Source organism: Rhodococcus sp. 27YEA15 (genome assembly GCF_049739425.1).
Classification (GTDB): domain Bacteria; phylum Actinomycetota; class Actinomycetes; order Mycobacteriales; family Mycobacteriaceae; genus Rhodococcus_F.
On the sequence record NZ_JBMHHW010000001.1, the window covers coordinates 4,410,293 to 4,431,828 of the forward strand.

Here is a 21,536-nt window from a genome sequence, read left to right on the forward strand (position 1 = left end):
GGTGACATTCATGACGGGATCCGACGGTCCACGAGTTCCGTCGCTTCGCCTCGAGCTATGACGACTCCCGATCTTCGGGATACCGATCAGGAACACCAGGCGGATCGAATTCAGTCCTTTGGCCCGCCTGCAACGTAGACGACCTGGCCGGAAACAAACCCCGCACCGTCGCTGACGAAGAAGGACGCGGTGTGTGCGATATCTTCCGGCTGACCGACTCGGTTGACCGGAATCTGAGACGCAGCTGCCGCTTTGAACTCTTCGAATCCGACTCCCACACGCTCAGCGGTCGCGGCCGTCATCTCGGTTTCGATGAATCCAGGCGCAATCGCATTGGCGGTGACGCCGAACTTGCCCAGTTCGAATGCCAAGGTCTTGGTGAAGCCTTGCATGCCCGCCTTGGCTGCGGAGTAGTTGACCTGGCCCCGGTTACCGAGAGCCGACGTGCTCGACAAATTCACGATGCGGCCGAACTTGGCTTCCACCATGTACTTCTGCACGGCACGAGACATCAGGAACGCGCCGCGGAGATGAACGTTCATCACCGAATCCCATTCTCCGACACTCATCTTGAAAAGCAAGTTGTCGCGAGTGATACCGGCGTTGTTGATCAGCACAGTCGGCGCACCCAGCTCTGCAGCTACCCGTTCGACCGCCGCCGCCACCGATACCTCGTCGGACACATCTGCGCCGACAGCCAGCGCTTCACCACCCGCTGCCTTGATCGCGTCGACGGTGCTCGCACAGGCGATCTCGTCCAGATCGAGTACGGCAACGGCAAAACCGTCGTCGGACAACCGTTTTGCCACCGCCGCACCGATTCCACGGGCGGCGCCGGTGACAATCGCTGTTCTACGTTCCTGACTCATCTGACCTCCAATTTGTCGTGACTTGACCGGTACCCGGCGCCTGACCAGACCCCGTTCGATTTCTGCTGTGCGCCTTTGTCAACCGCCGGCGGTTGACAAAGGCGCACAGCAAAGTGGTCAGCCCGCCTTCACCTCACGATACTTACGCAGTTCCTGCCTGGCGATCGCACGCTTGTGCACCTCGTCCGGGCCGTCCGCCAACCGGAGGGTGCGCATGTGGGCGTAGGCCATCGCCAACGGGAAGTCGTCGGTGACGCCGCCGCCGCCGTGAACCTGGATGGCGCGGTCGATGATCTTCAGCGCGATATTCGGCGCGGCAACCTTGATGGCCGCGATTTCTGTTCGTGCTTCTTTGTTGCCCACCGTGTCCATCATGTGCGCGGCTTTGAGAGTGAGGAGTCGAACCATCTCGATGTCGATGCGTGCCTCGGCTATCCAGTCCTGGATGTTGGCGTTCTCGCTCACCGGTTTACCGAAAGTAGTACGTGTGGACGCTCGCCGGCACATGAGTTCCAGCGCTCGCTCTGCCATCCCGATGGCGCGCATGCAGTGGTGGATGCGGCCGGGGCCGAGTCTCGCCTGACTGATGGCGAACCCTTCGCCCTCGCCGGCGAGGACGTCTTTGGCCGGAACTCGAACATCCTCGAACGTGATCTCACCATGGCCTTCTCGGTCCTGGTATCCGAATACCGGAAGATTCCGCACAATGGTAACCCCGGGAGCGTCGATGGGAACAACCATCATCGATTGCTGCCGGTGCGTGGCCGCATCGAAGTCGGTCTTGCCCATGACGATCAGTACCTTACAGTTCTGATGTAACGCATTGGATGCGAACCATTTACGACCGTTCAATACGTAGTCGTCACCGTCGCGGTCCATCCGAAGTTGAATGTTGGTGGCATCGGAGCTGGCAACCTCGGGTTCGGTCATCGCAAAAGCCGAACGAATTGTTCCGTCGAGGAGTGGCTGGAGGTACTTCTCCTTGTGCTCGTCCGTGCCGAAGAGTGTGAGCACCTCCATGTTCCCCGTATCCGGGGCCGAACAATTGGTGGCTTCCGACGCGAGATGGCTGCGGCCCAGAATCTCGGCGAGCGGCGCATACTCGAGGTTCGTCAAACCGGGCCCCCATTCCGGATGCGGATGGAAGAGATTCCACAACCCGCGCGCTTTCGCTTCCTTCTTCAACTCTTCGATGATCGGAGGCTGGAAATGCGGATTTCCGGACTCACGCATCTGCTGTTCGTACACCGCTTCCGCGGGATAGACGTGTTCGTCCATGAAATCGAGCAGTTCTGTCTGATATTTCTTGGTGCGATCCGAGAACTCAAAGATTGACATGTGGACTCCTGACGGAAAGAGATGGAAAATTCGGAGCTCGACGTTCGAGATGGCTGGAAATGCCTTCGCCGACATCCGGCCGGCGAAACGCCTCCAGCATCAACGATTCCGCTCGCCGGGCCGCCTCCGGGAATGTGGAAGATGCATCGGCGCTCAGCTGGGATTTGACGACGGCAAGCGATGTCGGGGAACAGTGGACGGCGATGTCCTGCGCATACGCCACTGCCGCATCCAGCACACTGCCCTCAGCGACGAGATGGTCGATCAAACCGATCCGATGAGCCTCGTCCGCATCGACCATGCGGCTGGAGAGCAACAGATCAGCAGCACGACTGTGACCGACCACGCGCGGCAGGATCCAGGATATTCCGTACTCCGCGATCAGCCCTCGACGAGCGAAAGCAGTGGTGAATCGTGTGGCAGGTGAACCGAAACGTACGTCACAGAAGAGCGCTTCCACGAATCCGAGCCCGGCTGCAACACCGTTTATCGCGCCGATCAATGGCTTACGCAGGCTTACCGGGAAATCGCGATCACGCGGACGCACAAGGTCCGCTTCGGTGAAGCCCCCCGCGTTTGCCAATGCGCCCAAGTCCGCTCCCGAACAGAATCCTCGGCCCGCTCCGGTGATCACCACTGCTCGAATATTCGGGTCGTCGTCAGCTGCGGCAAGGTGGTCGAAGTACTGGTCTTCGAGTTCATTGGTCCACGCGTTGAGCACGTCCGGGCGATTGAATGTCACAACCAGTACCGCTCCACGACGGTCGACGAGTACCGGATCTGCTGTCATCTCTCTCCCGCGAGCAGCGACGCCTGGAAACGGCGCATTCCACGCAGCCACCGGTCGTAGTCGGCGCCTTTCTGACGGTACATGTCCAGGACACTCGTGTGCGGCAGGATCAGAAATTCTTCGACATCGATTGCAGCAAGGACGATTTCGGCGCACTCGGCAGGCTCGAGTACCTTGCCTGCGGCCAGGACGGCACCGGTGGCCGCCTTACCCACCGGATCCCCGGAGTTCTCGCCTTCGTAGAGAAGTTTGGTGTTGATGCCCATCGGGCACAAACAGCTGACATGGACGCCTTGATCGCCGTACGTGATGGACAGCCACTCGGCGAACCCCACTGCAGCATGCTTGGTCACCGAGTAGGCCGCCGAACCCACCTGGCTGAGCAGACCGGCAGCAGACGCAGTACTCACGAAGTAGCCCTCACCGCGCTGGATCCAACCCGGAACCAGGAGTTTGGCAGCGCGAATGTGCGCTCGAAGGTTGACGTCGATAGTTGCATCCCAGAGGTCTTCGCTGATGTCCAGTCCGGAACCGCCGGAGATACCGGCGTTGGCGAAGTACAGATCTACCGGCCCGAAAGCCGCCTCCGCCTGTGCGATGAGACCCGCGATAACGGTTTCGTCGGCGACGTCACCACCTGCCGAGACTGCTGCTCCCGGATGCTCGGCGTTGATCGCGCCTGCAACTTCCGCCGCGGTGCCCGGATCGAGATCCGCAACCACGACGCGCGCACCTTCTCGAGCCAACCGCTGGGCCAACGCGCCGCCGATCCCACCACCACCGCCGGTGACAACTGCAACCTTCTGGGCAACCTTCACAACAGATTCCTCTCGCTTGCATTCACGGGCACGCACAGACAGTGACTCACGTCTCCCCTCATGTATAGTTGAATCCGGCGTCAGTTTCAATCCGCTGTCGAACACCGCATGTCCGAGCACACCGTTCCGTCCTCCTGAACTGCGAACACAAGGGATCAACGATGACCGACCATGAACTACCTGTCCGCCCGGCTACATTTGCCGAACTCGAAAAACTGATCGGGCAGGAGTTGGGCCCCACACAGTGGTACGACGTCACCCAGGAACGAATCGACGCCTTCGCCGATGCCACCAATGATCATCAGTGGATTCACGTGGACCCGGCGCGTGCCGCGTCGAGCCCCCTCGGCAGCACCATCGCCCACGGGCTCTTCAGCCTCTCCCTGGGACCACAGTTCTCCTACCAGCTCATCGCGTTCGACGGGTTCGCGCACAGCCTCAATTACGGGTACGACAAGGTGCGCTTTCCGGCCCCCGTCCCGGTCGGGTCACGAATTCGCATGCGTTCGACCATCATCTCCGCCGAGCAGGTGTCCGGTGGAATCCAGATCACCACCAAGCAGGTGGTCGAGCGCGAAGGCTCGGACAAGCCCGTCGTCGTTGCCGAATCCGTGGCTAGAGTCGTCGAAAGCAGCTGATTCCCGGTATTGCCTACTCCCCAAGGCGGCCGGAAGCGCTCTCATGCAGAGCACTTTCGGCCGGGGTTCTTCCCGTGGACGGTGCGACTATCAGGACCGACTCGGAAACTTGAGCGCGTTCGCCCACAGATCAGTGACAGTCGCGACTACCTTGTCGAGATCGGGCGGGTGACCGTCCACCCCGCCTTCCTTCAGCGTGAACAGGCTGTACGCCAGTCGACTCACCATGCCGAACAACGCCATCGACGTCGTCATCGGATCGAGTGTCGCGTCCGCGATGCCACGCCGCTGAAGATCGGCGATGCCACGCGCATTGCGCCGAATGAAGGTATCGGCCCGTTCGTTGCGGAAACGTCGGAAGTTCGGGTCGATATGGGCGACCTGGTCCATCAGTCCCATCAATTTTGCATTGCGTTGAAAAGCAGCAAGATACGCTCGATTGGCAGCTTCGAGAACCGCATAGGGGTCATCCGAGCTTTCCACTCGCCCCATGCCCGGATGCATCATATCGTCTCGCGCGATCTCGAGCACTGCGGCGAAGACTTCCTCCTTGTTGGCGAAGTACGTGTAGAAAGTCCCTGCCGCACAACCTGCTTGCTTCGTAATGTCGATCAGACGCGCATCGAGATAGCCGCTCTTTTCGAAGACCGTACGAGCCGCCTCGACGAGCGCGGCGCGGGTTCGCACACCACGACGTGTACTCGGTAGGTCCCGCGACAGCGCAGTCGATATCGACGACCGATCTGTCACACCCGCATCGTCGTCGAGCACTTCACACTCCTTCACTCCCGTGAGCCAGACCAATTGCAGTGCAGTCACGCAAGACTCAATGTTGACGCCGGATTCAAGTGTACGCTTTGGTGCGGTCGAGGAATCCGGCGGATCGAACCGGCACCGGGCTGATCGGTTTCACCGACAGCCGGACCCGTCGAATCCTGGTGGAATTTCGCGACCACGACAGAAATGTCGGACCTGCAAGAACAGTCGAAGAGGTGCTCGCCAAACGGCCCACAAATGACGAAGGGCTACCGGAAGTGGCAGGCGGACGGCGCTCCGGCCTTGTCCGACGATGGCCGGCTCCGTACAGGTAACTTGGGTGAGGCCGATGCCGACGGCGCCTTTCCTCTGGTCGACCAGGAAGTGGCAGCAGGGCTCGCACTTCGCCACGGAGCGAGAGTCGATTCCGCAGAGGTCACCGAGTGATCGCGCGAGAGACTTTCCATCTCAATGATTCCCCAGTTGGTTCAGTTGGTCGACTCACTCTCGCGAGAGTCCACCGGAAAGATCGTCGAGCGCTCGATCAATCGCAACATACCGACCACGTCGACGCGAGAGCGAGTTCGCGGACAGCCGGTGCGGCCGGCCATCTCGTCGAGTAGCCCGCCGCACCGGAATAGATACCGCTACGGCGCTACTCGTAGTTCACGTCGAAGGATCTTGCCGCTGACTGTCTTCGGAAGATCGTCCATCACCTCGACGACACGCGGATACTTGTACGCCGCGAGTCGTTCCTTGCAGAACTCGATCATCTCGTCGGTGGTGGCCACGGCGCCGTCTTTGAACGAGACGAATGCCTTGACGGTTTCTCCCCGGTAGGAATCCATCACACCCACCACCGCAGCTTCACGAACTGCCGGATGCTCGTACAGAACGTCCTCCACCTCGCGCGGCCACACCTTGAATCCCGAGGCGTTGATCTGATCCTTCATCCGATCCACGATGAAGAACCAGCCGTCGGCGTCCATGAAGCCGATATCACCGGTGTGAAAACGTCCGCCCGGCATGGCATGTGCGGTTTCTGCCGGCTTGTTCCAGTAGCCGACGGCCACCTGCGGACCCGAGATCACTATCTCACCGTATTCGCCGACCGGAAGGGGGTTGTCGTTCTCGTCCACCACCTGGGCGTGGGTGTTGGAGACCGGGACGCCGATCGCCACGGCACCCGACGACGGATCCACCGGCGCCTGACACGAGTTCGGCACCACGATCGCCGGACTGTTGGTTTCGGTCAGCCCGTACCCGTTGTGAATGTAGTGGCCGAACTTCGCCCGGAACGCCTCCAGCGCTGCATGCGGGATGGGTGCGCCACCGGAGTACACCGATTTCAGGGGGTCGAGCAGTTTCTTCGGCACCGCGGCGCTGTCCGTCCAGGCGATGAACACAGTGATCGCACCGATGATCGCGGTGGCCTGGTGCTCCGAAATCGCCTCCGCTGCAACAATCGGATGAAATCGGCAGGTCAGAATGGTCGGCACACCCGCGAGAAGTGGGGCCGCGAGATGTCCGATCAGTCCTGTGATGTGGAAGAGCGGGGCAACGGCGAACATTGCGCCACCGCGTCGAAGCCCCAACCAGTCCCGATAGATCTGCGCCGCGAACACGACATTCGAATGGGTGTTCATCGACCCCTTGGGAGGTCCCGTCGTGCCGGATGTGTACGGCAGGTAGGCAAGATCTTCCGGTCCCGGATCACAAGGAGCCGGACTCCGCCCGCGTGTTGCCTCGATCAATTCGAGAAAGTCCGGGAATCCGTCGTGGCGAGACCTTACCGAGTAACCGAAAATACGTTCGTCGACTCTGGTCTGAAAGTCCAGTTCCGACGTGGTGATCACGCGCCGAACATCGGTACCGACGGATGCACGTCCAACCGCGCCTGCGACGGATTCCAGGCAGATAACTGCCACCGCCCCGCTGTCGGTGAGCACCGTCGACAGTTCCCGATCACGATACATCGGGTTGATCGGCACCACTACGGCACCCAGTTTCCACACTGCCACAGTAGAAATCAGGAACTGCGGTACGTTCTGCAGGACAAACGCAACCCGATCGCCGAAGCCGATACCGTCACTCGCGAGCGACACCGCGAGAGCGTCGGACAGCTCGTCGAGTTCGCCGAACGTGAGGGTCCGGTCGAAGTACCGCACCGCCGGCGCCTCCGAGTCCTGTGCCAGTGACGCCCTGAACATCGCGAGTGCGCTGCGATGTTCGATGTCGACCACCGGCGATGTGTGCTCGTCGTATCGGGTCAGCCAGGGTTTGCCCGCGTATACGTCGTCCACGATCAGCTCTCGAAGTAGCGACGAGGATTGTCCACCATCATCGCAGCGACCTGATCTTCGGTGACACCACGTTCGAGCAGTGCGGGGATGACGTCGTCACTGATATGGGTGTAGTTCCAGTTCGGCAGCGCCGCCTCACGAGCCGCACTCGGAAAGTAGTCGATGAAACACGAAGCATCGTGTGCGAGAACCATTTTTTCCGCGTAGCCGCGACGTGCCATCTCCACGACGGTGTTGACCCGATCCTCGAACGAGAGGAACGGTTCCAGACCGAAACGGTCCATGCCCAGGAGTGATCCCGCATCGGCCAGGGCGCACAGGTAGTCGAGATCGGTGGTGTCGCCCGAGTGGCCGATGACCACCTTGGTCAGGTCTGCACCCTCTTCGGCCAGCACTTTCTGTGCAACCAGTCCGGATCCGGTGTGCGGGTTGGTGTGCACGGTGACGGGCACTCCAGTTTCCACCTGCGCCTGTCCGACTGCCCGCATGACCCGCTCGACTCCGGGTGTGAGACCGGGGATCTCGATGGCACACTTGAGGAAAGATGCCCGGACACCCGTTGCGGCGATGCCCTCCTCGATGTCCTTGATGAAGAGTTCGACCATCGGTTCCGGCCCGTCGAACAGCAGACCCGGTCCGGTGTAATGGAATTGGAAGGGAATGTCGTTGTAGGTGTAGATTCCGGTGGCAACGATGATGTTGATGTCGACCTGCTCGTTGATACGCACGATACGGGGAATGTACCGACCGAGGCCGATGACCGTAGGATCGACGATCGTACTGATTCTGCGGGACTTCACCTCGGTCAGCTTCGCCACCGCGTCTGCAACCCGCATTTCCTCGTCCCACCGTTCGGGATAGTCGGGGTAGTTCTGACGCAATTCCTCGCCGAGGACGAAGACGTGCTCGTGCATCAGCACCCTTCCCAAATCCGCTACGTCCACCGGGCCACGCACGGTTTGTACTGAATTCATCGATCGAACCCCTGACTGTGATCGGCATCACTAAATGAGACAATGAGCTAGTGTGTCTCACGCCACGGCTTTCGTCAACAGGTCCAGCGAGCACAGATCTCGACCCGATCCCAGCCTCGACCGGACCGCACGAGAGAATGGCTCTATGCCCTCCGACCTCGACCGCAGGCGCGCGATCGACACCGCCGCCAGCATGTACCTCGCCGAGGAACCCCTCGACATGTCGGCGCTCGCCGAACGACTCGGCGTCGGCCGAGCAACTCTCTACCGGTGGGTCGGCAACCGAGAAGAACTGCTCGCAACGGTGCTGTCCGAAGCCACGGAACGCACTTACCGCAAGGCGATAACGCAGGCATCCGGCGAGGGCCCCGCCTACATCCTCGACATCTTCGCCCGCGTCATGCGATCGGTCGAGGCATCCGCCGAACTGCGCGCCCTCACCAGGCGCGAACCGATCGTGTTCGTCAAACTCGCGATGATGCCAGGCCCGATCGAATCGATCTCGTCCGCGATCACGGCCGAGATCCTGCAAGCGCAAGTCGACGCGGGCACATTGACCATCGCACTCTCCCCCCAGGTACTCGGCAACGCACTCGTCCGCATCTGCGACGTTCACCTGTACGCCCCGCTTCTGGGCCGCGAGAATGCGGAGATCGAGACGGCACTCGACCTGATTGCGCTCTTGCTCGGAGTCATTCGTACCTGACACTCGAACTGCAGGTCGGGCAATTGACACCACTCTCAGTCCTCAGACGTCTGAGGACTTGCTAGGCTGTGCAGATCCTTCCGAGAGGCAGTCATGTCCGACAACCATCTGGCATTCACGCTTCACAATGGCCCGTTGGTGCCGCAGCTCGAACAGCTGCTTCGGTCCCGCATCACCGAGTCGACATGGGCGCCGTCCGAACGCATACCGAGCGAGGCGGCACTTGCCGTCGAACTCGGCGTCGGCCGGTCATCGATCAGAGAAGCCGTCCGACTCCTCGCCCGCGAGGGACTCCTCGACGTTCGCCATGGTGTCGGAACTTTCGTCGCCGCAACACCGGCAGTGGAACCGGCCGTCGAATTCACCGCCCTGCTACGACGTTCTCGAATCCTGGAGGTATTCGAGGTGCGGCGCGCACTCGAGGTAGAAGCAGCGCGTCTTGCCGCCGAACGAGCACACATCGGCGATCTCGTCGAGCTCGAACGTCGACTAGCATTGCGGCACAGCAGATTCAAGGGAGAAATCGACCATTTTGTCGACGCCGATCTCGATTTTCACACCGAAGTGGTGCGCCTGTCTGGAAACGCCGTTCTACTCTCGCTCTTCGAATCCGTTCGACCACTACTGCGAGAGACTCTCGTCGAGATGACAGCTCGCGTCGACACCGTACCCGATACCTCACACGCTCACGACCAACTACTCGACGCACTTCGAAACGCCGACCCCGACGCAGCTGTCACAGCGACACGGGCCAACATCGACACCATCGTCTCCCGACTGCGGGCGCTCGACACCTAGAAAGGCACCATCGTGCAACATCCCGACGGCACCGTACTGTCGACCGAACACGTGGACTTGGTTCGCGACGGTCGATATCTTTTGCGAGACATCAACATATCCATCGAACCCGGACAACACTGGGTACTGCTCGGCGCGAACGGAGCAGGTAAGAGCACACTGTTGAGCCTGCTCGGCGCCACGGCGCACCCCACTCGCGGTTCGGTGTTCGTGCTCGGTCACAAACTGGGCCGCGTCGACATGCGCGAACTGCGGATGGACATCGGCCACGTGAACCCACGACATACCATCGGCATACCCATCACTGTCCGAAACGTCGTCATCACCGGCCTCACCAACACCACCGAGGTGATGCCTCGATGGTCGCCGACGCCGGAGCAGGAGGCTCACGCGGACCAGTTGATCGAGCTACTCGGCATGGGGCCACGATCGGCTGCTTTGTGGCCCAACCTCTCTCAAGGAGAGCGCGGTCGCGCCTTGATCGCACGGGCGCTGATGGTGCAGCCCCGACTCCTGCTGCTCGACGAGCCGGCGACCGGACTGGACCTCGCTGCTCGAGAACAGCTGCTGACCGCCCTGGACGACCTTCGATCTCAGAACCCCTCATTGGCAAGCATTCTCGTCACGCACCACATCGAGGAGATTCCGACGACCACGACTCATGCGCTCCTGATCAAGGACGGTGCCGTGACCGCGAGTGGGCTCGCCGACGAGGTGATCACCACAGAGAACATCAGCAACTGTTTCTCACACCCCATCGAGATAGAACGACGCGGCGGCCGATGGAACGCGCAGTCCCGGCCGCGAGAGTCATTCTGAGACAAGACATTCAGAGGCGTCTGGCGCCGGGACCGTCCCGGCCCAGCTCGTCTTCCGGGTTGAGCAGGTTACACGTCATCAAGGACAGGCAGCCACAACCGATACAACCGGTCAACTCTTCCTGCATTCGCGCAATGGCCTGCTTACGATCTTCGAGCCGCTGATTCCACTGCGTCGAGATCTTGCTCCAGTCCTTCTTGGTAGGAGTGCGTCCCTCCGGGAGAGAGGCAAAAACCTCGCCGACTTCCGCCAGCGAGATCCCGAACCGAACTGCCACCTGAATCAGTGACACGCGCCGAATCGCATGCCGGGGAAACTTCCGCATGTTCCCCGCCGTCCGCTCGGCGGGCACCAATCCCAACGTCTCGTAATAACGCACAGCAGACACAGCGACGCCAGTTCTCGCCGCAACCTCGCCGATCGAGAGAAGCTCGTCACTCTTTCGGATCATTCGGCCTCCAAGACGGTGCTCGACATTGACCTCGAGCGTACTCGAGATTTTACATTCGTCGGCATGCATTCTCCTACCGAAGTTCCTGCCGGAACCTGGCGGCAACTCCTCGGTGGCCGCTACCTCGGCACGGCCACCGTCCTCGCGGGCGGCGTCGCTCTGTACGCGACGAACGTCTACCTCACCACGAGCCTGCTTCCCACCGCGATCGACGACATCGGTGGACAGCGGTACTACGCCTGGACGGCTACCGTCTTCCTCATCGCGTCGGTCATCTCCTCGATGGTGGTCACCAAACTTCTCGGTGCACGAGGCTCGCGCGGCGCCTACCTGATCGCACTCTCGATCTTCGCGATCGGCACTGTCGTCTGCGCTACCAGTCCCACGATGGAAGTGCTGTTGGTGGGCCGAGCAATTCAGGGCTCGGGCGGCGGACTGCTGGCCGGTCTCGGTTACGCCGTCATCAACGCAGCCCTACCCGAGCACCTCTGGACGCGCGGAGCCGCCCTGGTATCGGCGATGTGGGGCGTCGGGACCTTCGTCGGTCCGGCCGTCGGCGGAGTTTTCGCCCAGTTCGACGCCTGGCGTTGGGCATTCGGGGTACTGGTAGCGGCAACGACAGGCGTTGCCGCACTTGTGCCGAGCGCCCTACCTGTCCGCACGACCGGTAGCGGTGACGATCATCCGATTCCCGTTCTCTCGCTCGCGTTACTCACTGCGGCAGCGCTGCTGGTGAGCATCGCCGGACTTCTGTCCAACCTCACGGTGACCGTCGTGGCAGTGGGCATCGCCGTTCTGTTCTTGATCGCTTTCGTCGCCGCCGAGCGCCGCGCCGGGCACGGAATCCTGCCCCGGTCGACGTTCACGGCGCCGTCACTGAAATGGGTGTACCTCACCATCGTCGTCCTGGCCGTCGCGTCCACCGTCGAGACGTTCATCCCCCTGTTCGGTCAACAACTGGCCGGCCTGGCTCCGCTGGCAGCCGGATTCCTCGGCGCCGCACTCGCACTCGGATGGACCCTCGGCGAAATCCCGAGCGCCTCGGCCACGTCGCCGTCCGTCGTACGACGGATCGTCGTCGCCGGACCCGTTCTCGTCGCCGTCGGTCTCGGCATCACCGCGGCGTTCCTCACCGAGCACGCCGGGGCTGGGGCGGTCACCACGTGGGTGATCGGTTTACTCGTCGCGGGCATCGGAATCGGGATCGCCTGGCCGCACTTGGCGGTGGGTGCGATGTCCGCCGTCGCCGATCCCGCTGAAGGCGCGAACGCCGCTGCCGCAATCAACACCGTGCAGTTGATCGCCAACGCCTTCGGGGCAGCGTTGGCCGGCGTGCTCGTGAACATCGGCGAACCCTCGACATTGCGCTCTGCTCAACTGCTGCTGATCGCCTTTGCCGTCATCGCGGTGATCGCAGTGCCGATCGCCCGTCGCGCGCTTCCCCGATCCCGGAAAAGGAGTCCGGCGCTAGACTGACTTCTATCATTGACTCCTCTCGAAAAGGGCCGTGACGTGACCGACTCGAACGCCGTCGAGGCACTGACAGATCTTCCGAAAACCGGTGCGCCTGCACACCGGGCCCTGCTGGCCGCAGGATACACCGACCTGACACAACTCACATCGGTGTCCGAGAAGGAACTGGGGGCACTGCACGGAATCGGCCCGAAAGCGCTGAAAATACTTCGTGAAGCACTCGCCGAGCGCGGGCTGACGTTCAGAAACTGATCGACTTACAGTTGCCCCATCGGTTCGGTGCCGCCCCGTCCGACAGCGACAACGATCAGCCGACAGTCACGAGAGCCTCGTCGTCGCTCTCCGCGGACTCGAACTCCCGAACCAGTGGAAGCACCTTCGCTCCGAAGTACTCGATTTCTTCCTGGAAGTGCAGGAAACCACCGAGTATCAGGTCGACACCCCGTCTCCGGTAATCGACGATTCGGCGCGCGATCTGCTCCGGAGTTCCGATCAGTTGGGTGCGGAATCCGTCGTTGTACTGAACAAGATCCTCGAACGTCGAATCGGCCCACATTCCGTCCTTGGCCGCAGTGGATGCTCCTGCCTGCTGCACGGCATTCTTGAATCCCTCGACTGCCGGACGATTGGCCTTGGCGATGATCTCGCGAAGCGTGTCCTTGGCTTCAGCCTCGGTATCGCGAGCAATGATGAACCCGTTGAGTCCGAATTTCACCTCGCGCGCGTGGGCACGCGCGACCCGTCGCAGATCGAGGAGTTGCTCGGTGACCCCGTCGAAGTCCTTGCCGTTGCTGAAGTACCAGTCCGAAAACCGGCCGGCGTTCTCACGTGCCGCTGACGAGTTACCACCTTGAAAAAGCTCCGGATTGAGGCGCTCCGGCGTGTTGAGCGGTTTCGGTTTGAGTGTGAAATCGTGAATGCGGTAGAAATCGCCGCGGAAGTCGACGTCGTCCTCGGTCCAGATCTTGCGTAGGACTTGCAGGAACTCGGCGCTTCGCCGGTACCTCTCGTCGTGCTCGAGCCACGGCTCCCCCAGATGGGTGAACTCGTCCTTGAACCAACCGCTGACGACGTTGACGGCGAAGCGACCATTCGACAGGTGATCTGCCGTAGCACCGAGCTTCGCCAGAACCGCAGGCTGCCACAGTCCCGGATGCACGGCAGCGATGACTTTCAATCGCTCGGTGGCAAGAAGTAACGCCAGGCTGAAGCTCGTCGACTCGTGTTGGAACTCGGCACCGTAACTGGCTTCGTACCGCACCTGACTCAGGGCGTACTCGAACCCGTTGTTCTCCGCTGTCTGCGCCAATTTCTTGTTGTACTCGTAGTCCCAATCGGTTCGCTGCTCGATGTCCGAAGTCACCAGACCACCGCTGACGTTGGGGACCCAGTAGGCGAACTTGATCTCGTCGGGGATTCGTTCTGTTGACATACCCGCCAGCGAACATCCAGTTCACGACTGGTTCCAGGGTCGCGATCACACAGGTTGTAAGTGTTTCGAACCGGTACAGGCTGTGGAACGGTGGCAGCATGAGCGTCGTGGACATCCATGAGAGCGCACATCGCATCGCCGACGACACCGAGGCACTCGAAGTAGCCGAGCGACTGTCCAGGCGCTTCGCAACCGAAGCAGTTGAGCGGGACGCGCACCGGATCCTTCCCCACGCCGAGATCCGCGAACTCGCACGTTCCGGACTGCTCGGGCTGTCGGTGCCACGAGAGTTCGGCGGAATCGACGTGAGCACCGAAATCTTGGCGGAGGTGTTCCGGCTTCTCGCCGAAGGGGATTCCAGTATCGCGCAGATCCCACACAGCCACTTCACGTTCCTGGAAGCCCTCCGATTTCAGGGCTCCGACGGCCAGAAGAAATTCTTCTACACGAAAGCTCTTGCCGGTGAGCAGTTCGCCAACGCACAGAGTGAACGGGGCAACAAGACCATCGACATCGACAACACCACACTTACCCTCACACCCGGGGGTCTTGTCCTCAACGGTCGCAAATTCTACTGCACAGGAGCACTTTTCGCCGACTGGATAGTGGTTCGGGCCGCGCACGCACAGGAGTTCACCGCGAGCGGCGCTCAAGTCAAATCCATCGTCTTCCTTCCCCGCGACACACCAGGGCTCGCCATCGTCGACGACTGGGACGGTATGGGGCAGAAGACCACCGCAAGTGGGACGGTAACTCTGGAGTCGATTTCGGTTCCGGCTTTCAACGTCGTACCCTTCACGCCACTGTTCACTCGCCCTACCACCTACGGAGCTCGCGCTCAGATCCTGCACGCTGCGATCGACACCGGAATCGCGTCGGCCGCGCTGCAAGAATCCGTCGAACAGGCAGCGAGGGCCCGGCCATTCTTCGAAGCGAAAGTCGACACCGCAGTGGAGGACCCCCTTCTCGTTCAGATTGTCGGAGAAGTTGCCGTCGAGGTACGCGCGGCCCGGTCCCTGCTCGCCGACGCCGCCCGCTCGATCGATGCCGCCAGACTGGACCCCACCGAGGAGTCCACGGCACGGGCATCCATCGACGCCGCGACGGCAAAAGTAGTGGGAGCCCGAGCTTCGCTGGCCGCGACGAGCACCCTGTTCGAGGCAGGTGGCACGCGCAGCGCCGGCGATTCGGCGAACCTGTCCCGATTCTGGCGGGACGCCCGAACCCACACCCTGCACGACCCGACGCGCTGGAAGGTCCAGCACATCGGCCGGTGGACTCTGTCCGGAACGACACCGCCAAGGCACGGCCTACTCTGACACCCCCCGCCCGTCCGACTCTCGGCCGAATCGTGCGATGTATCCGTCGATCAGAATATCGAGACCTTCGAGATAGTGCTGCTGCGTCGTGCCCTGCGGCCAATCCTCGAGGACCGCTTTGAGAGTAGGGAGCTCACCCGCATCGGTCGCGCGAATCTTCTGCGCCAGTGGTGATGCACTGCCGTCGGCAGGTCGATCACCATCGTAGATGTTCAGTAACGCACCGAGAGCGTAGTTCCACAGGGCCCGGTAAGTCAGCAATGCACGGCGCGGCTGCATACCGAGTTCGATACACGCGGCAATCGCCTGATCGACCATTACCAGAGCGCCGCTCCCGCCGCGCCCACCTCTCTGAAGCAATTCGATGATCCACCGCTCCGAGGCGAGGACGTCGAAGATGGCTGCGAATACGCTCCGCAACCGATCGCCGGGATCGTCGGGAAGATCGAGCGCGCCCAACCCTTGCGAGTACGTGTCGAGTACAGCGCTGATCAACTGCTCCTTGTCGCCGACGTGGCGGTAAAGCGCCATCGGAGTCGTGCCGAGCGACTTGGCCAGTGCACGCATGCTCAACCCATCGGCACCACCGGCCACGAGATGGGTGCGCGCCTGCTCGACGATTTGCTCGGACGTCATGGTCGGCGGGCGTCCACGGCGTGGCGTGCGAGTTCTACTCGTGTCGGACATCCCTCGATTGTGCGCGTGGCCGACTCGTCACCGCACATCGGGGAACGCTTGCATCCCATCTCAGAGTAAGGTAAACCTAATTAATTATGAGAACACGTATACAAATGGAAATCAGGACATGACCGGTGACACCACGGCGACCTCCGCCGCAAAACTTGTACTGATCGCGGCCGCCGCAGCCCAGTTCTTGGTGGCATTCGACATGTCGGTGATCAACGTCGCGCTCCCGGACATCCAGGAATCCCTGCACTTCTCCGATGCCGGACTCTCGTGGGTGGTCAACGCATATGCTCTCGCCTTCGGTGGGTTGCTCCTCCTCGGCGGTCGACTGTGCGATGTCGTCGGCACCCGGCGCGTGCTCGTATCGGGTTTGCTCTTCTTCGCATGTGTCAGCGTGATCGGCACCTTCTCCACCTCCGCGTCGATGCTGGTCGGCGCGCGCGCCCTGCAAGGTGTCGGAGCGGCAATGATCGCGCCCGCCGGTCTGGCCGCCCTGAGCCAGGCCTTCCCCGAGGGACGCGCTCGCGCAAAAGCCTTCGGTATCGGCGCCATGGGCTCGGCACTGGGCGGCGCACTCGGCGTCGTCCTGAGCGGCATCCTGACCGAGGGACTGAGTTGGCGTTGGGTGATGTTCGCCGGAGCACCCATAGCCCTGGTGGCCGCGATTACCGGCGCGTACGGGTCGGCCGCGAGCCGATCCGGTTCGGTCGGCTCACTCGACTTGCCTGGCGCCGTACTCGCCACAGCCTCGATCACAGCGCTGATCGCAGCCGTCATTGCCACCGAATCCCGTTCCTGGACTTCCGGTTACGTTCTCGGTGGCATTGCTCTCGCTCTCGCACTGCTCTTCGCCTTCATCTTGGTCGAGACTCGATCATCCACACCGCTGGTGAGATTGGCCATCCTTCGGCGGCCCAGAATCGGTCTCGCCAACGCAATCATGTGCCTGGTCTGCGCTGGTCAGTTCAGTGCCTTCTTCTTGGTTTCGCTGTACCTGCAACGCGGACTCGGATATTCACCGTCCCGGGCCGGTCTGGCATTCCTACCGTTCTGCGTCGGATTGATCATCGGCATCGTGTCGTCGACCAAGATTCTCCCGAAGTACGGACCTCGCCCGCTGCTGATGTTCGGTACGGCACTCGCCGCGGTCGGCACCTTCGGATTCGCCACCGTGAACGCCGACAGTGGCTTCTGGCTCCTGATCGTCGGCCCCTCCTTGGCGACCAGTATCGGCATCGGACTCTCCTTCATGCCGCTCAGCAACGTCGCCACCGCCGACGCCCCGGTAGACGAAGTGGGAATGGCATCCGGCCTTCTCAGTACCTCCCGTCAGATCGGCGGGTCACTCGGGCTTGCGGCGACGGTCAGTGTCGCGGCAGCAGCCACTGCCCGTGCCGATGGCGGCCCGGTCGAATCCCTCGTCGCGGGTTATACACAGGCCCTGCTGGTATGCGCCGTCCTCTTTGCCATCGGAACCCTTCTCTCCCTGGTTTTTCCACGAAAGGTAACCTGATCCTCGATGTTCGGCACGAAAACAGCTTTCGGCATCGTCGCCGCGTTGATCCTGACCATCGCAGGTGCCACTGCCTGCGGTAGGACCTCCACTACCGAAGACCAATCACAAACACGTCCCGTCACTCACGAATTCGGAACGGTCGAGGTTCCCACCTCACCGCAACGCATTCTCGCTCTCGACGAGTACGCCGGACTGAGCGCTCTGACACTCGGAGTGAAGCCGACCGTCGTCTTCAGCACGCTTCGCTCCGATGTCGCGAAATCGATTCTCGCCGAGCAGGGTATCGAGGTGATCGACAAGTCGGGATTCTTCGCCAATCCGGCGATCGAAGAGATCGCCACGATCGAACCTGACGAGATCCTGATGAGCAATGCCGGCCCTCTTCCCGGCCTTTACGGCCAGATCAACGCGATAGCACCGACTCTGGTGCTGCCCTACTCCGCACCCTGGCGGGACGTACTCTCCGCCGCCGGTACCCAACTAGATCGCGAATCGGAGGCGAACGCCGTCATCTCGAAGCTCGAAACTCGTCTCGACACGGTGAAAACCGCTGCAGCCGGCAAGAGTCTGGCGATTCTAGGAGGGTTCGCCGGCTCACTGTTCACCGTTCCACCGACAACACCGCTGTCCACCCTCGTCGGCGAAGCAGGCTTCACTCGACCGGCCGCCGAATCCGACGCGACTACCAGCATGAATTCCGGCAGCATCGCGCCACTGTCAGCCGAATTGTTGTCACTGCACGGCGCGGAGAACGTGGCCGTCATGTCCGGTCGACAATACGATTCCGCACTGGTGCGCAATGAACCGCTCTTCGTCGACCTGACCTCGGACCCGTCCCGCGCGTACGACGTGAGCGGTGACCTGTGGTTCGGCAGTCACCCGTTTGCCGTCTACTGGATCATCGAAGATCTGTCCGCAATCGCCGACGGACGCGGCCAGAGCAGCATCGGCACCCCGGAGAATGCCGCCGCACGATGGACGGCGTTCAGCGCGCTCTGATCTGACGCCGAAAAGCCAAGGGCGACAATCCGGCCCGGGTGGCAAAAAATTTGGTGAAGTTTGCCGAATCGTCGAAGCCGAGAGACGACGCCACCTGGGTGACGGTGTCTGTCCCGAAGGACAGCAATCGTTTCGCCTCCAGCACTACTCGCTGATCGATGTATTGTTTGGCCGTCATTCCAGCGGCAGATCGAGTGGCTCGAAGGACCGTCTTCTCCGAGTACCCGATCCGTTCTGCGTACTCCGACACGGATCGGACGGTAGCGAACTCCCGCTCGACTGCGTCGTGGAAACGTTCGAACACGTCGCTGTGCCCCAACGTCGACGTATTGGCCTGCCCACCCATATCGGTGAGTTTCAGCAGTATCGCCGTCAGTGTGTGGCGCAGTATCGCCGCCCGGATTTCCAGCGACGAGGCACTCGTGGAACCGTATTCGAGCACCAGATGACGCATGCCTGCGGTGATCGTCTCCAAGTCCGCACCCCCCAACGACCAGACTGCCTGTCGACTGTGGGCACTGCCGTACAGGACTTGCTGTGTCAATGCGTCGAGCGAGGACGGCGTGAACAACGCTACCGTCGCCTCGAAATCGTGAATCCTGCCCCACTGCTGAACTTGACCCGGACGGACCCAGAACACCGTTCCCGGACCGATCGCGTAGTTCACGAAGTCGATGGTGTGGAGCGCCGAACCTGCTGTGACCAGAGCCAACAGATGAAATCGTGGACGTTGAGGTCCGACGAACTCGGCCCGACCACCATTGGTACGAATCGTGTCCAAACTGAGCAACTCGATCTCGGTTGTGCTCGCCACCGACGAGGCGTATCCGATATCTCGCACATCATGTTGTCTGTTTTTTACCATACCGAGACCCATCTTGACCGTGACCGAAGGCCCAAATAAGACATACCGTCACACTATCAATCGGCGTGTGTCCGGAGGGGACAAAGATGGCATCATCATCGGAAAAATCGCGTGTCACATATGTGTTCGATGCATACTGCGGCTGGTGCTATGGCCTCGGACCTGCAGTGAGGCAGTTTGCACAGGATCATTCCGACACCGTAACCCTCTCCGTCGTGAGCGGCGGCCTCTACATCGGGGACCGCACGGTACCGATGTCCACCATCCCGCATCTCGCGACCGCCAACGCCACTATCGCCGAGCGGACCGGAGCGGTATTCGACGACCGATATGTACAATTTGTAACAGATGGAACATTCGTTATGGATTCCATGGACGCCGCGATCGGCCTCGCGGCGTTGCGAGCTCAAGCGCCCAGCAAAGCTGTGGAGCTGGCATCGGCTATGCAGTCTGCGTTCTATTCACAAGGCCTGAGCCTCTCCGACCCCGAGACCTACCGCGACATCGCCAGACAATTCGGGCTCAACTCGACGCTCGTCGTGTCCTCCCTGTTCGACCCGGAGGTGAACAACGATGCCCGAGCCGACTTCGCCCTGGCACGCGAACTCGGTGCTACGTCGTTTCCGACGCTCTTTTTTCACGGCAACGACGGATCGACGGTCAGATTCGGCTCACCGACCAGCACTGCGGCCGAGCTTGGCCGTGACGTGAAGTCCTGTATGCGCGCATACGCCGCAGCCTGACGAACGACCCCTTCGTCCCAGCACAACAAGTACTCCTCGCCGACTCGACGACGTGGAACACTCCACGTCACGAGGAGCCATGAATGCAGGGGAGTCGGATCCGATCATCGGCCTGGAGACGGAAACAGCTCAGAATTGACATCACGTCCGCAGCCGGCGACTCGCTACGCATCGAGGTCCCCTCTGACCGGACATCGGACCGGGTGCCGTTCTGTCCGTCGACCGAGACCACACCGGGTGCCTGCCGACCGATGACGGCCGTGCAGGTACACCCCCGAGGTGATTTCTGTTCGAGGAACGAAGGTCACGGGGCAGCGATGACTCCGGCAACGGGAATGCTTCCCGCGACGGCATCTCGGAAGTCGATCATCGCGCGTTCTACGTGATCATTGCTGGATACGACCACCACTCCGGTGGCTCCACGATCAGCAAGTATCCGGGCCGTGTTGTCGGCATTCTCCACAGTGGATCCGGACCTACCCTCTTCGGTGATCCGATCCTCCGGAATACCGTTGGAAACCAGCCAATTACGCATCGCCTGAGCCTCAGTAACCCCGGACTTCGGCGCGCCGCCGCTGGTGATGATCGGCGCTGTCGGATACTTCCGAGCCAAGGTCAGTGCCGCGTCCAGTCGGTCGACCAGTAACGGCCGCATGGTCCCGTCGTCGAACAGTCCGGCGCCGAGAACCACGATATTGGTTCCTATTGGGTTGAGGTCGAGCATGACCGGTGACTGCGCGGTCAACGTCTCCGCCTCGGTGCACTGGACGATCAAGGATTTGATCGGACTCTGGCACCCCCCGAACGTGGACAATATCCCGTTGACGATGGTGGTCGGTGTGACGTCGGCATGCGCGCTCGGCGCCATTACGACACCTGCTGTCGCCACCAACGCTGCAACAGCCATTCCCCGCACGGTCGATCTGCGCGCATTCACCATTGAATCGTGCCCCCCAAAAATTCCGAATGTGCAGCACACAGTAGCGAACATCGAGACGGTTTTCGCTACCGACCCCAAACTTTAATGTTTACTTCAAGTTATATTAAGTCATTTGACGCAAATAGGACTTCTACCTGCGATGATAGTCGGGTTCAGCACCTAAGGCCCGCTCAAATATCCGGGCTCAGGCATCGACTGCGGACATCAAGACGCCACCCCGGAACGCCGGCGGTTTCACCGATGGGACAACATCGGTGAAATCGCATCCCGGACTCCGAGACGTCGAGCAATCAAGTCCCGCC

The 21,536-nt window shown here is 61.3% G+C and carries 23 protein-coding genes; 11 read left to right on the top strand and 12 right to left on the bottom strand.

What is annotated here, in order from left to right; translation table 11 throughout:
- Window positions 1-110: 110 nt before the first annotated feature.
- From fabG to ABH922_RS20675, 4 genes are all read right to left on the bottom strand, one after another.
- Entirely contained in the window at window positions 111-869 is a 759-nt protein-coding gene (gene fabG / locus ABH922_RS20660) for a 3-oxoacyl-ACP reductase FabG (protein WP_424808691.1), read from the bottom strand.
- 117 nt (window positions 870-986) lie between these two features.
- A complete protein-coding gene (locus ABH922_RS20665) occupies window positions 987-2,207 on the bottom strand; it encodes an acyl-CoA dehydrogenase family protein (RefSeq protein ID WP_424808692.1) in 1,221 nt (406 codons plus the stop codon).
- Window positions 2,194-2,997, bottom strand: a complete 804-nt coding sequence (locus ABH922_RS20670; RefSeq protein WP_424808693.1) for an enoyl-CoA hydratase-related protein — start codon at window positions 2,995-2,997, stop codon at window positions 2,194-2,196. Before ABH922_RS20670 ends, ABH922_RS20665 begins: the two co-directional genes overlap by 14 nt.
- Window positions 2,994-3,815, bottom strand: coding sequence for an SDR family oxidoreductase (locus ABH922_RS20675; RefSeq protein WP_424808694.1), 822 nt, complete (start codon window positions 3,813-3,815; stop codon window positions 2,994-2,996). Before ABH922_RS20675 ends, ABH922_RS20670 begins: the two co-directional genes overlap by 4 nt.
- 161 nt (window positions 3,816-3,976) lie before the next feature.
- Here ABH922_RS20675 and ABH922_RS20680 point away from each other — a divergent pair, with 161 nt between their 5' ends.
- Window positions 3,977-4,453 carry a MaoC family dehydratase gene (locus ABH922_RS20680; RefSeq protein ID WP_424808695.1) on the top strand — a complete coding sequence of 159 codons (477 nt, stop codon included), beginning with the start codon at window positions 3,977-3,979 and terminating at the stop codon, window positions 4,451-4,453.
- Between the two features lie 90 nt (window positions 4,454-4,543).
- Here the strand turns inward: ABH922_RS20680 and ABH922_RS20685 are convergent, their stop codons facing one another.
- Window positions 4,544-5,203: a TetR/AcrR family transcriptional regulator gene (locus ABH922_RS20685; RefSeq protein ID WP_424809742.1), complete on the bottom strand. Its 660-nt coding sequence runs from the start codon at window positions 5,201-5,203 to the stop codon at window positions 4,544-4,546.
- A gap of 264 nt (window positions 5,204-5,467) precedes the next feature.
- On the opposite strand from ABH922_RS20685, the gene ABH922_RS20690 reads away from it, so the two are divergent.
- Window positions 5,468-5,656: a hypothetical protein gene (locus ABH922_RS20690; protein ID WP_424808696.1), complete on the top strand. Its 189-nt coding sequence runs from the start codon at window positions 5,468-5,470 to the stop codon at window positions 5,654-5,656.
- Between the two features lie 200 nt (window positions 5,657-5,856).
- Here ABH922_RS20690 and ABH922_RS20695 read toward each other — a convergent pair whose 3' ends face one another.
- Both ABH922_RS20695 and ABH922_RS20700 read right to left on the bottom strand, forming a co-directional pair.
- A complete protein-coding gene (locus ABH922_RS20695; protein ID WP_424809743.1) occupies window positions 5,857-7,515 on the bottom strand; it encodes an AMP-binding protein in 1,659 nt (552 codons plus the stop codon).
- Window positions 7,515-8,486, bottom strand: a complete 972-nt coding sequence (locus ABH922_RS20700; protein WP_424808697.1) for a phosphotriesterase family protein — start codon at window positions 8,484-8,486, stop codon at window positions 7,515-7,517. The genes ABH922_RS20695 and ABH922_RS20700 overlap by 1 nt, the downstream gene beginning before the upstream one ends.
- A gap of 145 nt (window positions 8,487-8,631) precedes the next feature.
- Here ABH922_RS20700 and ABH922_RS20705 point away from each other — a divergent pair, with 145 nt between their 5' ends.
- The 3 genes from ABH922_RS20705 to ABH922_RS20715 all read left to right on the top strand — a co-directional run bounded on the left by ABH922_RS20705 (window position 8,632) and on the right by ABH922_RS20715 (window position 10,809).
- Window positions 8,632-9,192: a QsdR family transcriptional regulator gene (locus ABH922_RS20705; RefSeq protein WP_424808698.1), complete on the top strand. Its 561-nt coding sequence runs from the start codon at window positions 8,632-8,634 to the stop codon at window positions 9,190-9,192.
- 93 nt (window positions 9,193-9,285) lie between these two features.
- The gene (locus ABH922_RS20710; protein WP_424808699.1) at window positions 9,286-9,990 is read left to right on the top strand and encodes a FadR/GntR family transcriptional regulator; all 705 of its coding nucleotides are present in this window, start codon (window positions 9,286-9,288) and stop codon (window positions 9,988-9,990) included.
- Between the two features lie 12 nt (window positions 9,991-10,002).
- Window positions 10,003-10,809: an ABC transporter ATP-binding protein gene (locus ABH922_RS20715; RefSeq protein ID WP_424808700.1), complete on the top strand. Its 807-nt coding sequence runs from the start codon at window positions 10,003-10,005 to the stop codon at window positions 10,807-10,809.
- A 10-nt stretch (window positions 10,810-10,819) separates the two neighbouring features.
- Here the strand turns inward: ABH922_RS20715 and soxR are convergent, their stop codons facing one another.
- Window positions 10,820-11,257 carry a redox-sensitive transcriptional activator SoxR gene (soxR, locus tag ABH922_RS20720; protein ID WP_424809744.1) on the bottom strand — a complete coding sequence of 146 codons (438 nt, stop codon included), beginning with the start codon at window positions 11,255-11,257 and terminating at the stop codon, window positions 10,820-10,822.
- A gap of 66 nt (window positions 11,258-11,323) precedes the next feature.
- On the opposite strand from soxR, the gene ABH922_RS20725 reads away from it, so the two are divergent.
- On the top strand, window positions 11,324-12,736 hold the full coding sequence (locus ABH922_RS20725; RefSeq protein WP_424808701.1) for an MFS transporter: 1,413 nt from the start codon (window positions 11,324-11,326) through the stop codon (window positions 12,734-12,736).
- Between the two features lie 36 nt (window positions 12,737-12,772).
- A complete protein-coding gene (locus ABH922_RS20730) occupies window positions 12,773-12,985 on the top strand; it encodes a DNA-binding protein (protein WP_424808702.1) in 213 nt (70 codons plus the stop codon).
- 55 nt (window positions 12,986-13,040) lie between these two features.
- On the opposite strand, the gene sfnG is transcribed toward ABH922_RS20730, so the two are convergent.
- Complete coding sequence (sfnG, locus tag ABH922_RS20735; RefSeq protein ID WP_424808703.1) at window positions 13,041-14,165, bottom strand: dimethylsulfone monooxygenase SfnG; 1,125 nt, start codon at window positions 14,163-14,165, stop codon at window positions 13,041-13,043.
- A 98-nt stretch (window positions 14,166-14,263) separates the two neighbouring features.
- On the opposite strand from sfnG, the gene ABH922_RS20740 reads away from it, so the two are divergent.
- The gene (locus ABH922_RS20740) at window positions 14,264-15,484 is read left to right on the top strand and encodes an SfnB family sulfur acquisition oxidoreductase (protein ID WP_424808704.1); all 1,221 of its coding nucleotides are present in this window, start codon (window positions 14,264-14,266) and stop codon (window positions 15,482-15,484) included.
- Here ABH922_RS20740 and ABH922_RS20745 read toward each other — a convergent pair.
- Window positions 15,476-16,171: a TetR/AcrR family transcriptional regulator gene (locus ABH922_RS20745; protein ID WP_424808705.1), complete on the bottom strand. Its 696-nt coding sequence runs from the start codon at window positions 16,169-16,171 to the stop codon at window positions 15,476-15,478. The genes ABH922_RS20740 and ABH922_RS20745 overlap by 9 nt on opposite strands.
- A gap of 118 nt (window positions 16,172-16,289) precedes the next feature.
- On the opposite strand from ABH922_RS20745, the gene ABH922_RS20750 reads away from it, so the two are divergent.
- Both ABH922_RS20750 and ABH922_RS20755 read left to right on the top strand, forming a co-directional pair.
- On the top strand, window positions 16,290-17,684 hold the full coding sequence (locus ABH922_RS20750; protein ID WP_424808706.1) for an MFS transporter: 1,395 nt from the start codon (window positions 16,290-16,292) through the stop codon (window positions 17,682-17,684).
- A gap of 6 nt (window positions 17,685-17,690) precedes the next feature.
- Window positions 17,691-18,686, top strand: coding sequence for an ABC transporter substrate-binding protein (locus ABH922_RS20755; protein ID WP_424808707.1), 996 nt, complete (start codon window positions 17,691-17,693; stop codon window positions 18,684-18,686).
- Here ABH922_RS20755 and ABH922_RS20760 read toward each other — a convergent pair.
- On the bottom strand, window positions 18,673-19,500 hold the full coding sequence (locus ABH922_RS20760; RefSeq protein WP_424808708.1) for a helix-turn-helix domain-containing protein: 828 nt from the start codon (window positions 19,498-19,500) through the stop codon (window positions 18,673-18,675). The genes ABH922_RS20755 and ABH922_RS20760 overlap by 14 nt on opposite strands.
- Window positions 19,501-19,637: 137 nt before the next feature.
- On the opposite strand from ABH922_RS20760, the gene ABH922_RS20765 reads away from it, so the two are divergent.
- Window positions 19,638-20,294, top strand: coding sequence for a DsbA family protein (locus tag ABH922_RS20765; protein WP_424808709.1), 657 nt, complete (start codon window positions 19,638-19,640; stop codon window positions 20,292-20,294).
- Between the two features lie 304 nt (window positions 20,295-20,598).
- Here the strand turns inward: ABH922_RS20765 and ABH922_RS20770 are convergent, their stop codons facing one another.
- Window positions 20,599-21,201, bottom strand: coding sequence for a YdcF family protein (locus ABH922_RS20770; RefSeq protein WP_424808710.1), 603 nt, complete (start codon window positions 21,199-21,201; stop codon window positions 20,599-20,601).
- Window positions 21,202-21,536: the final 335 nt, after the last annotated feature.